The organism is Erythrobacter alti (genome assembly GCF_037996805.1).
Lineage (GTDB): Bacteria > Pseudomonadota > Alphaproteobacteria > Sphingomonadales > Sphingomonadaceae > Alteraurantiacibacter > Alteraurantiacibacter alti.
Window position 1 is genome coordinate 455,892 of sequence record NZ_JBBNAX010000001.1, and the last position, 13,904, is coordinate 469,795.

The window sequence follows — 13,904 nt, forward strand, 5'->3', positions numbered from 1 at the left end:
CGGGGAATCAGTCGTGACGATGGAAGACAGGCTGCGTCGGATTGAACATGACCGCGCCATCCGCGATCTCAAAATGCGCTACTTGCGTTCAGCCGATGCGAAAGACCCCGATGCAATGCGCGATTGCTTTGCGCCCGACGCCCATATCGCATTCCAGGGCTTCCCAGATTTCGAAGACCGTGACAGCTTCATCGATATTTATCGAGAGCTTGGCTGCGCGCCCGGCATTTTTGATATCCACCAAGGCGGCACAGGGATCATCGAGTTTTACGGGGCCACATATGCGACAGGCTGGTGGCCGCTTTACTTCCACAATATCAATTTGGCCGAGCGCACTTTGACGCAGCTCGGAGTTGAATATGATGACCGCTATGAATTGCGCGAAGGCCGTTGGTGGATCGTGGAAAGTCGCTCGCGGCAGAAAAGTTGCCTGATCCACTCGATTGATGAGGACGGTATTTCTAAAGCCATAGCCATTGGGGAAGCTCCAGGCATGTTTGGCGCAACAGACAAACCATCGGACTAATACTGAAATTGGAAACTCCAAACCGAGAACCAAAAATGCGACGAATGCGCAAAAATTAGCGCTTTCAATTTCGCAAATTGAGGCTATTATGCGAAAACATAATAGATTTGCGTGAGCATGGGAGAGATTCGCGATGAGCGATAAGAAGGTAGCACTTGTCACAGGTGCCAGCCGGGGCGCGGGTGCAGGTATTGCGCGTGGCCTCGGTGAACTGGGCTACACTGTCTATGTTACCGGTCGTACCAAGAGCCCAGGCGACGCCAAAGGATGGGACGGAACGGTCTTGCCCGGCACTTTTGCAGAAACAGCGCAGCAGATCACCGAATTGGGTGGCCACGGCGTGGCGGTTCAATGCGATCACGCGGATGACGAACAGGTCGCCGCGCTGTTTGAGCGTATTGCCAAAGACGAAGGGCGGCTGGACATGCTGGTCAACAACGCCACCTATATCCATCATCAATTAATAGAGAAAAAGCCGTTCTGGGAGAAGGAATTGGCGGCGGCAAATATCCTCGATGTGGGCTTGCGCTCGGCCTATGTCGCCAGCTGGCATGCTGCGCGCATGATGGTTCCGCAGGGCAGCGGCCTGATTGCTTTCGGCTCATCCTTCGGCGCAAGTTGCTACATGCATGGCCCCGCTTATGGCGCCCAGAAGGCTGGCGTCGACAAGTTTGCACACGACATGGAGCACGATCTTCGCGGTACGGGCGTGGCGACGGTGTCGATCTGGATGGGACCGCTCATTACTGAACGCTCCAAGATCGCCGCTGAAACGAATCCCGAGCAGTATACCGAGTTTCTTGCCACCGCTGAGAACCCCGAGTTCACAGGGCATATCCTTGACGCTATTGCGAAGGCGCCCAATCTGGACGAGCTTTCCGGAAGCGTGCTTGTGGGTGCCGAAATCGCCAAGGAAATGGGCGTAACCGATCGCGGTAACGAACGGCCGAGTTATCGCGAGATGCTTGGCAAGCCTCCCGCGAAAAATCCGGCCGCGGTATACTAGGCTGCCGATAAATGAGCGCCGCCGATCCTATTTTTGAAGCTGTCACAGCCACGGGGTCTCCGTTCGAATTGACCGAACGCAGGGGTATGAAGTGCTTTGCCAATGCACCCGAAAGCCTTGCCCAGCTGATCGAAGGCTCGCGCAGGTTCGGCCAGGCGGAATGTATTGTCGAAGGTGACAGGCGACTGACTTTCGACGACGTCTTCGGTTTGCGCGACGCGCTGGCCGCGATGTTACAGATTGATCCCGGTGAACATGTCGCCATTTGCATGCGAAACAGCGCCAACTGGCTTATCGCCTTTTTGGCGGTACAGCATGCTGGCGGAGTGGCTGTGCTGATCAACAGCCGAGGGGCTGCTGGCGATCTGGCAGATGCAGTGCATTCCACTAAAGCAGCGCTGGTGTTGGCGGATAGCAAGCGAGCACATTTATTGCGGGACGGCGGCTATGAAGGCCGGTTGTTCGAAGCAACGGATTTCCCAACCGATGCAAAAACATTCGACACCCCGCCGCCGGCGAGCCGAGACGATCCCGCGGTAATTCTGTTCACCTCAGGCACGACAGGCCAGATCAAAGGTGCGGTGCTCACACACGAGAATATTATCACGGGCGTGTTGAGCGTCCAGCTGGCTGGCACGATGGTGCTGTTCAATACTGCAGCCAAGCTCGGTATGACGCCGCAGGAATTGATCAAACGACTGCCGCAGCAGGCCAATCTGCTCGTCTATCCGCTGTTTCATATCTCCGGCCTTGGCGCTTCGTTTCTTTCGCCTTTCCTCGCCGGGTCCAAGATTGTCATCCTGCCGCGATGGGATGCCCACGAAGCCGTAAAGGCAATCGCGCGCGAGAGGGTCACGACATTTTCCGGTGTGCCGACCATGCTGTGGGATATCCTGCAATGCGCGACGGTTGATCACACCGAGCTTTCCAGCCTGACCAATGTGGGCACCGGCGGGCAATCCCTACCGATCAATCTGCTCGACACGATGTGCGAGACCTGCCCCAATGCGGTGATGGGCACTGGTTACGGACTTACGGAGACTTCCGGCTCTGTTGCCATGGCGATGGGAGAGGATTTCCTCCGCAAGCGCGCGTCTTGCGGGCGCAAGCTGCCGCTTGTCGACATGCGTATCCAGGGGCCGGACGGCAAGGACTTGCCACCCGGCCAGGCTGGTGAAATCGTAGTGCGGGGCGCGCAGGTCATGCAGCAGTACTGGGACAGTCCCGACGAAACAGCCGCAGCTGTATCCGCCGATGGCTGGTTCTGCACCGGAGATATCGGAATCCTGGACGAAGAAGGCTATCTCTTCATCGTCGATCGCAAGAAAGACATGGTCATTTCCGGCGGCGAGAACATCTACTGCGCCGAGGTTGAGCGCGTTCTGACGCAAATGCCGCAGGTCACCGAATGCGCGACCTTCGGCATTCCGGACGACCGTATGGGCGAAGTATTGGTAGCCATCGTTCGCGCCGACGGTTTGACTGAAGACGAGGTGCGCGAACATGTGGCCGGGAAGCTAGCGCGTTACAAAGCGCCGGTACGAGTCGCATTCGTCGATGAACGACTGCCAAGAAATCAACTCGACAAGGTCGACAAGATCTCGCTGCGAGCGAAGTGGCCAGAATTTCTGAAGGAACAAAACTGATGGGTATGCCAACCGATATCGGTGTTATCGACTGCATGCTCGGCATTCCCGAGGCGGAAGATCGCGGCGACTGGTTTGAAAGCTTCAAGCCGCTGATCAAGGATGAAGAAACGCTCAAGCAATTCTCCATGCCTGCTCAATACATGTTCAAAGACATACCGGAGTCTGGCCAGCAGGACGATTACACGTCCTGGGTTGTTGAACAGATGGACAAGCATGGCGTTGAGAGGGCGCTGGTGGGCTGGAACGAGAACGAAACCTCACGCCGCGCCAAAGCGAATTACGGTGACCGGTTCTTCTTCGATTTGCCGATTGATCCCAACGGAGGTGTGAATGAAATCCGCCGCATCCGCCGCATTCATGATGAGGTCGGCCTGTCGGCGCTCAGCTGCTTTCCTTCAGGTACTGTCCCGCAGGTCGGCATCGATCACAAATACATGTTTCCCTTCTACTCCTTAGCTTGTGAGCTGGACATTCCGTTTTGCGTGAACGCCGGTATTCCCGGACCGCGCATCCCGATGGCGCCGCAGCGGGTAGAGCTGATTGACGAGGTCTGCTGGTATTTCCCCGAGCTCAAGCTGGTGATGCGTCACGGTGCAGAACCGTGGGAAGATCTGGCGGTCAAGCTGATGCTGAAATATCCGAACCTCTATTATTCAACCAGCGCCTTCGCGCCAAAACATTACCCCAAGGCAATCATCGATTACGCCAACACGCGCGGCGCGGACAAGATAATCTACGCAGGCTATTTTCCGATGGGATTAAGTCTGGAGAGGATATTCCGCGATATGGCGAACGTGCAGTTCAAAGACGAAGTCTGGCCAAAATTCCTGCGCGAAAACGCCATGCGCGTATTTGGTTTGAAGGATTAGATGAGCTTGCGAGATAAGCGGAGCCGGGAAGTCTGCTCCGTCAAGAACCTGACCGCGTGAAAGAGACAACCCCTTCGCGCGATATGTTTCAAGGAATACCAAGATGACCGTTCCAACCGCTGAAGTCGAAGGTGAAGTCAAGAACGCCACTGATGCCCGTACAGCTCCTGTTCTCGTGTGGCAGATGCTCGAAAACATGAGCCGGGAAGAATTGGCCGAGTGGCGCAAGAGCGAACCCAAGAACCGCGCAAGTGTCGAAGAGCGCAACCTCGACATGCCCTTCCCCTATGGCTGGTATCCCGCAATGCTCTCGTCGGAACTTGCACCCGGCGAGGTAAAGCCGCTGCGCTATTTCGCAACCGATCTCGTCATATGGCGGGGCGAGGACGGCGAAGCAAGGATGCTTGATGCCTATTGCCGCCACCTCGGCGCGCACATGGGATACGGCGGCAAGGTGGAGGGCAACAATTTGATGTGCCCGTTCCATTCTTGGCAATACAACGGCGAAGGCGTTGTGGAGAACATTCCGTATGCCAAGCGCATACCACCACAAGTAAAACGTCCGTGCGAAAAGCAATGGCATGTGGCTGAAGCGAACCGCTGGATCTGGTTCTGGTACCATCCCGATGGTGCCGAGCCGATGTGGGAAGTGGAGAACGTTCCCGAAGCATCATCGCCCGACTGGACCGACTACGAGATCTTCGAGTGGGATGTCTGGGGCAGTTTGCAAAACATGGCCGAAAACGGCGTGGATTCTGCTCACTTCAAATATATCCACGGCGCGGCCGATATGCCCGATTACGAATTCGACTGGGGTACCGGCGACCATCGCCGCGGCGCACGTCTATTTGTGAAAATGGGCACGCCCAAGGGCATGGTTGAAGGCGAAATCGCGTACCAGAACATAGGGCCGGGACAGAGTTACACCCGCTTTACCGGAATCTGTGAAACGGTGCTGATCGCCTGCATAACGCCCGTTGAGAAAGACCACGCGGTAGCGCGGTTCTGCTTCACCCAGCCCAAGGCGCAGAAAGACGGACCAGGCGGCGGTGCAGCAAGGGCTATCATCAAAGACATCTGCAAACAGTTCGATCAGGACAAGGTCGTTTGGGATAGGCAACGTTACATGCCAAAGGCGCTGATCTGCGACGGCGATGGCCCGATCGGCAAGTTCCGCGCCTGGTACAAGCAGTTCTACGTCGGACCGAAGTCCGAAGTGGATGCCGCCTGATGAACCTTTCCCGACGCGAATTGCTTGCTGGTTCTGCTGCGACGATCGCCTTGAGCGGTTGTAGTACCGTGACTACGCGAGGGACGATTACCGGCCTCGATTACCGGCAGCACGATGCGCTGTCGCTCGCGGGGCTTGTTTCGCGCGGCGAGGTTACTCCGCTCGAACTCCTGGAAGAAGCCATTGCTCGGACGCAAGCTCAAGATGGTCGGCTCAATTTCCTCGCGCAGGAAATGTTCGACTATGGCAGGCAGAAAATTGCGCAAGGCCTGCCCCAAGGACCGTTCACCGGCGTGCCTTTTCTGGAAAAAGACCTGCACATGCATATCGCGGGCTATCCCAGCGGACAAGGCAGTCGATTTTATGCCAATTATGTGCCGCAGTTCACGTCCGAACTTGTACGGCGACATGAAGCCGCTGGATTGGTCATCTTCGGCAAGACTACTACGCCGGAATTCGGCCTCACCGGCACTACCGAAAGCATAGCCGAGGGACAAACGCGCAATCCATGGGACCTCGGACGCAGCAGCGGCGGGTCAAGCGGCGGAGCGGCAACGGCGGTATCAGCAGGCGTCATTCCGCTGGCCCATGCCAGCGACGGAGGCGGTTCAATCCGCATCCCTGCCAGCAACACCGGCCTGTTCGGTCTCAAGCCGAGCCGCGGCCGCGTTCCCATGGGTCCGCTACGAACCGAAGGATGGGGCGGCAGTTCCACCAACGGGGCAATCAGCCGTAGCGTTCGCGATAGCGCTGCACTGCTTGACGCGACTCATGGGACCGAACTTGGATCACGTTACAGCGCGCCGACACCCAGCGGCACATTCCTGTCGCAGGTCACGCGCGACCCGGGGGAATTGCGCGTCGCGCTGATGCTGGAGCCTGTCTCGGGCGCACCAATCGATCCGCAAGTGATTGCGGCGACGCGCAGTGCCGCACAATTGTGTGAAAGCCTTGGCCATCGGGTCGAGGAGAAATCTTTCCAGTTCGATGCGACGCGTTTGGCTCAAGCCAATTTTGCGATCGTTTCCACAGCACTCGCTGCTGATCTGGATGCAAGGGCAGCAGCTACTGGGATAACCCTCGGCCCTGATGTGCTCGAGCCGGTTACGCTCGCATTCTATGGCATCGGCAAGCAAATGACCGGGACCATGGTCGCCGAAGCCAATGTGACGACGCAAGAAGTGGCCATTGAAGTTGCACGCTTCATGCAGGAGTTCGACGTCATTCTCAGTCCTGTGTTGGCAACCCCTGCCCCGCTGCTTGGCGTCTACTCAATGGACAACCCGGACTTTGCCGCATGGGGCGCTGCAATTGGCGCTTACGTGCCCTTCCCGGGCCTGTTCAACACCACCGGCCAGCCCAGCATGTCTGTGCCGCTTTCGATGTCTCCCGATGGCCTGCCCATCGGTGCGATGTTCAGCGGACGATATGGCGACGAGGCAACCCTATTGCGTCTCGCCGGGCAGCTTGAGCAGGCATCGCCCTGGTTCGACCGTCTTCCAGAAGGAATCTCATGATGCGTGGATTAGCAAATAAAGTCGGCATCGTAGCCGGAGGCGGTCGCGGGATCGGCGCAGCCACGGCAAAGCGTCTGGGGGCTGAGGGCGCGCATGTTGTCATTGGCGACATCGAGGATGAGTGGGCAATCAAGGTCGCCGCCGAAATAGAGGCGGAAGGCGGCAAGGCGCTGGGGGTACACCTCGATGGTACATCGGCGGAAAGCCAGCAGGCCATCGTCTCTGCGGCAGTCGAACATTTTGGCGGGCTTGATTTCTACCATTCCAATCTTGCCGGCGGTACGGTGGGTGACAATCACGCACTCGATTGTTCATTAGAAGTGCTCGAGAAAAGTTTTGCCATCAATGCCAAGAGCCACTTCATTGCGACGCAGGAGGCCCTGCCTGTCATGCTTGAGCGGGGCGGCGGCGCGATGATCTACACGTCTTCAGGAGCGGCCTCAGCAGGCAGTCCGTGGCAAGTTGCCTATCCCATGACAAAGAACGCCATCCATGCTCTCGCCCGCCATGTGGCCGCAAAATGGGGGAAGGAAGGCATGAGGGCAAATGTGATTTGCCCGGGCGTTGTGTTGACCGAAGCAGTGCAAATTCACATGACGGACGAGCAGGTAGAACAAGCTCTACAACGCGTTCCTCACAAACGTTTGGGCGATCCCGGCGATATTGCTGCTGCCATTGCATTTCTAGCGTCTGATGACGGCGCCTGGATCAATGGACAAGTTTGGCATGTCAATGGCGGCTCGCAGATGCGCGATTGATGATGATGGACCTCAAGGGCAAGCCCCTCCCCAACAAATGGATCGTCCTGAGCTTGCTGCTCGGCATCGCCGTCTTCAATCATGCCGACCGGTTCCTGCTGGCCGGGCTTGTCGAGCCGATCAAGGCTGAATTCGGCTTGTCGGATGGTTTCATGGGGCTGCTGATGGGGCCGGCCTTTGCCGTCTTCTACTCCACGCTAGCCATCCCGATCGCCATCATGGCTGATCGCCATTCGCGCATCCGCATCATCATCGCAGGCTGTGTAATCTGGAGCATATTCACGATTCTCTGCGGTTTTGCAGACGGTCCGACCTCGCTCGCTTTTTACCGTGTAGGCGTAGGCGTGGGCGAAGCTGCGTTCCAGGCTCCGGCTTTCTCATTGGTTGCTGCGTATTTTCCGGCTGAGCAACGAGGAAAGGCATTCGCTGTCATCGCGCTCTCGGTCTATTTTGGCCAAATGCTTGGTTACAGCGCGGGCCCTGCAATTGCAGAAGTCGAAAGTTGGCGTTTCGCGTTCATTCTCTTTGGCGCGGTTGGCCTGGCAATCATCGCGGTCGCCTGGCTTGTGATCCGCGAACCTGCCCGCACAGAGCCGCTAACCGTGCGCTTACCGTTTATTCCCCTCGCCAAACGACTGCTCAAGCTTGCCAGCTATCGCAGCATGATGTTCGGTATGGGTCTGGGCGTCTTGTCGGGCATCGCTTTCGGTTATTGGGGACCGGCGCTGTTCTCGCGCAATTACAATATGACAATCACCGAAGCGGGCAGTGCGTTCGGCAGTGCTTTTGTCCTCCCGGGAATGATCGGTGCCATCCTCTTCGGTATCGTCTCAGACAAGCTGATTAAGGCCGGCTACGGCAGGATGCTTCTGCTGGCCGCTATTAGCCTGACCGGGGCGACACTTGCAGTTTTGGGGGCGGTATGGGCTGGCTCGTTGAATAACGCTCTTCTCTGGGCGATCCCGGCTGGAATTCTCGGAGGTGGGTGGGCTGTAGGGATACAGGCTGGATTACAATACATCTTGCCAGACCGCATGCGCGCGACAGGCACCGCCGTGGCACTCCTCACAGTAAATTTGCTGGGGTATGTCGTGGGTCCATGGCTCACTGGCGGGTTAAGCAATTTTTTCGGCGAAGGCGCAACTGGTTTGCAGATGTCGCTCAGCGTGGTCGTTCCGATGGGCCTAATTGGTGCGTTCTTGCTGTGGCGCGGCTCGCTGAAACTGGATGAAGACCGCAAGACGCTACACGCCGGAGAGGTTCAAAACTGAGGATTGCGCTCGCCTTGACCTTCACAAAACCGCAGCGGGCGAGCACTAGCTTCATACTATGAGTGAAGAAATCACAGTGGATGAAATCGACGAAGCAATCATCGCCGAGCTGCGAACTGATGGGAGGGCGACCAACCAACAGATCGCAACGAAGCTGAAGCTGACCGCGGCAACTGTTTCAACGCGCATCAAGCGCATGGAAGATGCAAATGCGCTGCGCGTCGTGGCCGTGTCGGATTTCTCGGCCCATGGATATGGACTCCTCATCCAGGTCGCCGTCGAAGTTGACGGCAGGCCCGCTGCCGATGTTGCTGCCGACCTTGCGGAGTTGAACGAAGTCTTTGCCGTTCATCTTGTCACGGGCCGGTACGACATCGACATGTTGGTGGCGCTGCGCAATTACGATGAACTGTCGGATTTCATGCTGGACAGGATGGCAGATATTGGCGGCATACGTTCGATGCTTCCTGCCATCGCTGTCGACATCCTGAAATACAAATTCGATGTAGCGCCTATTGAGGCGAAGGAGGCATCGTGAGCGAGCCGCAAGTTGATGACCTCGATCTCAAGCTGATCGATATTCTTGCCAAGGATGCGCGCACATCCAACCGCAGGATCGCAACGGATTTGGGTGTGACCGAAGGCACGGTCAGAGGGCGCATCCGCCGGTTGCAGAAAGAAGGCCTGATTGCCTTTACAGCGATTACCAGCTTTCAGCTGGCAGACCACACCAAGATGGCCTTTATCGGGGTACAGACCGATGTCGACAGGGTCCGCGAAATCGCCAATTCGATCGCCATGCTTGATGCGGTCAATGCTGTCATGGTCACAATGGGTCGCTTCAATATCACCGTGGTCTGTCTATTCAGCGAGTTGGAACGCTTGCACGAAATAGCATCGGACCAAATCCTGTCGATGGATGGCGTCCACCACGTCGAAACGTCGATCGCAGTCAAGACGCTCAAATATAACTCCAGAATCGTGCGCATCACCAGGCACTGACGATCTTTGCGTAGCAGTTAGCGTATTGAATTACGCAAACCTGCAATGGAATTGCTTGCTAACCCTACTTTGCGATGGCATATACCGGCTAAGAGTCGTATATATGGATTCGGATGGAGGATTAGTGATGGCTACTACGGCGGACTACCGGCTAGGTGAATATACCTTCCCGCGTGGATGGTTCATGGTTGGATCGTCAGACGAGGCGACGACAGTGCCCAGCGCAGTCCGCTTCTTTGGGGAAGATCTGGTCTTGTACCGAGGCGAGTCAGGTAAGGTCTTTCTCGTCGAAGCCTACTGCCCGCACATGGGCACTCACCTCGCGCTCAACACTACATCATATGTCGTCAAGGACGGGGAGCAGGTCGAAGGTGACAATATCCGCTGCCCCTATCACGGTTGGCGGTTCGGGCCAGACGGTCAGTGCAACCACATTCCATATTCTCCAAAAAATCCTCCCAAACGAGCGTGCCTAAAGAACTTCGCCGTTACAGAGAAAGCTGGCTGTCTTTGGGCTTGGTATGATGCCGAGGGTGGCGAGCCCGATTACGATTTGCCGCAATTCGAAGGTTATGGAGAACCCAGCTGGGTTAGCTGGTCGGTTCGTTGCCTTGGCGAGCTAGACAGTCACCCGCAGGAAGTGGTCGATAACATCGCCGACAAGGGCCATCTGGAGCCGGTCCACGGATCGCAGAACATGGAACTTTTTGAAAACGAATTTGATGGCCATATCTGCCGTCAAATCCTGTCGGCCGGACACCGTACACTAGCCGCTGATGGCGGCGAAGCGATGACCAATGACACTTGGTACACCGGGCCCGGAATCCTTCTATCGAAGATGGTAGGCGAATTCCCATCATTGATGCTTATCGCCCACACGCCAGTCGAAGATGGTCGCGTTAAGGTCTGGTATGGCCTCTCGGTTAAAGTCGCAAATGCCGAGCCGAGTGCGGACGACCTCGCGATCGCCAAAGGCTACGAAGAGGCCGGGGTTGAAGCCTTCGCACAAGATTTCGAGATCTGGTCGAACAAGCGCCCATGTCTCAGCCCGATGATGGTTGCCGGCGATGGGCCGTTCGACAAGGTACGTATTTGGTATCGTCAGTTCTTCAACCCGCGCGATCGCGCGAGCGAATTTCAGACGAGAGTCAACGGCCGCTACATCACACGCGGCACAAGCACGCATCCATGGGAAGAAGTCGCTTAATCAGCGTCTTGGCGGATCGCATTAACGCAACGCAACCGTAACTGCGCCTGTTTTTACGCAAGACGAGTGCGCGATATTTCTGTAGCACATATTTGCGTAATTATAATTGACATTTTCTACGTTTTCAACGAATGCAAGCTCAATGAAAGCGTGCATCGGGTTTTGGGAGGATAACAATGTTCACTAGCCGCAAGGTTTCGCGATACTTTTTGGGTTCAAGCATGCTGGCTTTCATCGCCACGCCTGCCTTAGCGCAAGAAGCGCCTGAACGTGCAGACGACCCAGATGATAATGTCATCATGGTTACCGCCAACAAGCGCGAACAGTCGTTGCAAGAAACCCCGCTCGCGATCACGGCTGTCACCGAAGACACCATTGAGTTGTTGAACATCACCGAAACGGCGGATTTGGGCGCGATCGCTCCAAACGTCGCTGTAAACGGCGGTACAACCAACACCACCTCGGCGATCGTGACCATTCGCGGCATTCCGACGAATGTCGACGAAGCTCTCGGCTATGACTCTCCGATCGGTCTCTACATCGATGGCGTGTATCTCGCGCGCTCAGCAGCCGCTTCGTTCGAAATTGCCGAGATCGAACGCATCGAAGTGCTTCGTGGCCCGCAGGGTACCTTATTCGGCCGCAACACAACTGGCGGCGCAATCAACTATATCACATCACGCCCATCCTATGATGCAAGTGCCGAACTTCGGCTAGGCGCCGGCAATTACGACCGTCGCTATCTTCGCGGCGTGGTCAATTCCGGTGACCTTGGCGGCATTCGTGCCTCTGTAGGTATGCTGCTAAAATCTCGCGACGGGATCGTGGACAATCTCCTTGAGCCTGATGACAGCCGCGATCCAGGCAGCAACGAAACGGCCGGTTTCCGAGCCGCTGTCGAAATCGATCTTGGCGAAAACCTCACCTTTTACAACGTCTTCGATTGGACCGATATTGAAGGCACGCCCTATGCCGCTCAGCTCTCTGGCGTAGGCGATGGCGCCTTTCGTCCCAACATCACCGTCGACGGTAACGAGTTTTCGCAAGTCCAGCCTGCTCCTGTAGGACAATATCTTGCGAACTCCACGATTCTCGAGCCCGGGTGTGGAGATCCGTTGGACAGCGTTTCGACGAGCCGCCTGGATTCGCTTTGTCTCGCGGGTGCGCTCCCATCTGAGGACACTGTTTGGGGCAACATGACCCGCCTCGAGCTTGAACTTGGAAATGTTACAGTTCGCTCGACAACGGCATTCCGCTGGTGGCGCAATGAAGTGAACGGAACCAACCTGAGTGGCTTGGGGACCCTTCAAGGCCCGCTGTTCGACACTAGTACTCTGTTCAACGGCTTTGCCGGCACTGCGGCCGAGCCGCTCTTGCCATTCGTATTTCCGATGGGAACGCCACAGTTCATCATCGATTTCGTTGCAAATTCGCCGGTCCCGACGACCAACCAGCCGCTGTTCCTATCGGAAAACACCCGTGGCCAAGACCAGTTCACGCAGGAAATCGAAATAATTGGTGGCTCTGGCACTTCGTTCGAGTGGGTGCTTGGTGGCTTCTATTTTGACGAGCATGGCTTCGAAAGTAATGATCAGACTTTTGCATTCGTCCTCGATACAAATCAGGCTGTTTTCTCCAATTTCGGTCCGCTCAGCCCGGCATTCCAGGCAAGTAACCCAGCCCGTTATCGCGCTGTGGCCCAGTCCTCGACGCTTGCCTATACGGTCGATGCGCAGTCCTACGCGCTCTACGGACAGGGCACCTGGCGTCCAGGCGGCCCTGATGGCCGCCTCGGCATCACGGTCGGCGCACGTTACACTTGGGATGAGAAGTCGGTTGAGCGTACGCAGAATGGTGCAATGCCTTTCAGCACGGCAGAAGGTATCGCGCTGAACACGCAGGAAGAAAGCTTTTCCGAACCGACCGGACACGTGACGCTCGATTACCGCGCAAGCGACGATGTGAACCTTTATGCACGATTTGCCCGCGGCTATCGTTCAGGTGGTTTCAACGTGCGTCAGGCAACCAACCTCGACAATCCCGCGACCCCGAATATCGATGAATCGGTTCCGCTGATTCCTTTCACGGAAGAGAAAATCAATTCTTGGGAAGTTGGCGCGAAGACTCAATTCGGACCACTGCGCTTCAACGCTGCGGCATTCTACAACGTATACTCGGACTTGCAGTCGACGGTCCTGATCCCGAGCGAAGGTGGCGGCAGCTTCGGCGTCCAGCTCATCAACGCAGGTGAAGTCGAATATCTCGGCGTTGAGCTTGAGGCGTTGTTGCAAGTCACAGACGCGCTTACGCTCGATGCAGCGGTTGGTTACGTCGACAAGAATATCGTCCAGTTCCCATCGAACGACATCAACGGCGACATCCAGAACATTGCTTCGATCTCGCGTGTAACCAACTCGCCCGATACGACGGCAAATGCTGCGATTACCTGGTCAGACTATATTGGCTCGGGTGATACACGGCTCACCGCTCGCGTCGGCTGGAACTACACGTCTGAAAACATCTACTTCTCCAACCCGCTGACGTCGGCTTTCGTAGACGAAACGTCTGCTGATGAGCGCCACCTATTCAGCGCGCAGCTGCGTCTAGACGGCCTCTCTCTTGGTAATGGTGCCGAATTTTTCGTTCAGTTGTGGGGCAAGAACATTCTTGATGAAGAGTATGTCTCACGCGGCATCGATTACGGCCAGCTTGGATACGGCCAGATTATCTTCGGGGATCCGGCGACCTATGGTTTCGATATCGGTATCGAGTTCTAAGCCTGTCGGCCAAGGCCGTTAGCAACAAAAAAGGGGCCGCATCGGGATATTCCGATGCGGCCCCTCTTTTTTGTGCCGGACGATGGGTGTG

The 13,904-nt window shown here is 56.4% G+C and carries 12 protein-coding genes; all 12 read left to right on the plus strand.

Annotated elements, in window-relative coordinates; genetic code table 11:
- The first annotated feature begins 19 nt into the window (after window positions 1–19).
- Window positions 20–526, plus strand: a complete 507-nt coding sequence (locus AAC850_RS02160; protein ID WP_340587227.1) for a nuclear transport factor 2 family protein — start codon at window positions 20–22, stop codon at window positions 524–526.
- 133 nt (window positions 527–659) lie between these two features.
- Window positions 660–1,532 (plus strand): SDR family NAD(P)-dependent oxidoreductase, encoded by an 873-nt coding sequence (locus AAC850_RS02165; RefSeq protein WP_340586964.1) that lies wholly within the window; start codon window positions 660–662, stop codon window positions 1,530–1,532.
- A gap of 11 nt (window positions 1,533–1,543) precedes the next feature.
- On the plus strand, window positions 1,544–3,178 hold the full coding sequence (locus AAC850_RS02170; protein WP_340586966.1) for a class I adenylate-forming enzyme family protein: 1,635 nt from the start codon (window positions 1,544–1,546) through the stop codon (window positions 3,176–3,178).
- Window positions 3,178–4,050 carry an amidohydrolase family protein gene (locus AAC850_RS02175; RefSeq protein WP_340586967.1) on the plus strand — a complete coding sequence of 291 codons (873 nt, stop codon included), beginning with the start codon at window positions 3,178–3,180 and terminating at the stop codon, window positions 4,048–4,050. The genes AAC850_RS02170 and AAC850_RS02175 overlap by 1 nt, the downstream gene beginning before the upstream one ends.
- Before the next feature lie 103 nt (window positions 4,051–4,153).
- A complete protein-coding gene (locus tag AAC850_RS02180; protein ID WP_340586968.1) occupies window positions 4,154–5,281 on the plus strand; it encodes a Rieske 2Fe-2S domain-containing protein in 1,128 nt (375 codons plus the stop codon).
- A complete protein-coding gene (locus AAC850_RS02185) occupies window positions 5,281–6,798 on the plus strand; it encodes an amidase (protein WP_340586969.1) in 1,518 nt (505 codons plus the stop codon). Before AAC850_RS02180 ends, AAC850_RS02185 begins: the two co-directional genes overlap by 1 nt.
- The gene (locus AAC850_RS02190) at window positions 6,795–7,556 is read left to right on the plus strand and encodes an SDR family NAD(P)-dependent oxidoreductase (RefSeq protein ID WP_340586970.1); all 762 of its coding nucleotides are present in this window, start codon (window positions 6,795–6,797) and stop codon (window positions 7,554–7,556) included. Before AAC850_RS02185 ends, AAC850_RS02190 begins: the two co-directional genes overlap by 4 nt.
- The gene (locus tag AAC850_RS02195; protein WP_340586971.1) at window positions 7,556–8,827 is read left to right on the plus strand and encodes a spinster family MFS transporter; all 1,272 of its coding nucleotides are present in this window, start codon (window positions 7,556–7,558) and stop codon (window positions 8,825–8,827) included. Before AAC850_RS02190 ends, AAC850_RS02195 begins: the two co-directional genes overlap by 1 nt.
- 58 nt (window positions 8,828–8,885) lie before the next feature.
- The gene (locus tag AAC850_RS02200; RefSeq protein WP_340586972.1) at window positions 8,886–9,365 is read left to right on the plus strand and encodes an Lrp/AsnC family transcriptional regulator; all 480 of its coding nucleotides are present in this window, start codon (window positions 8,886–8,888) and stop codon (window positions 9,363–9,365) included.
- On the plus strand, window positions 9,362–9,829 hold the full coding sequence (locus AAC850_RS02205) for an Lrp/AsnC family transcriptional regulator (RefSeq protein WP_340586973.1): 468 nt from the start codon (window positions 9,362–9,364) through the stop codon (window positions 9,827–9,829). The genes AAC850_RS02200 and AAC850_RS02205 overlap by 4 nt, the downstream gene beginning before the upstream one ends.
- Before the next feature lie 127 nt (window positions 9,830–9,956).
- Window positions 9,957–11,036: an aromatic ring-hydroxylating dioxygenase subunit alpha gene (locus tag AAC850_RS02210; RefSeq protein WP_340586974.1), complete on the plus strand. Its 1,080-nt coding sequence runs from the start codon at window positions 9,957–9,959 to the stop codon at window positions 11,034–11,036.
- 221 nt (window positions 11,037–11,257) lie between these two features.
- The gene (locus AAC850_RS02215; RefSeq protein ID WP_340586975.1) at window positions 11,258–13,813 is read left to right on the plus strand and encodes a TonB-dependent receptor; all 2,556 of its coding nucleotides are present in this window, start codon (window positions 11,258–11,260) and stop codon (window positions 13,811–13,813) included.
- Window positions 13,814–13,904: the final 91 nt, after the last annotated feature.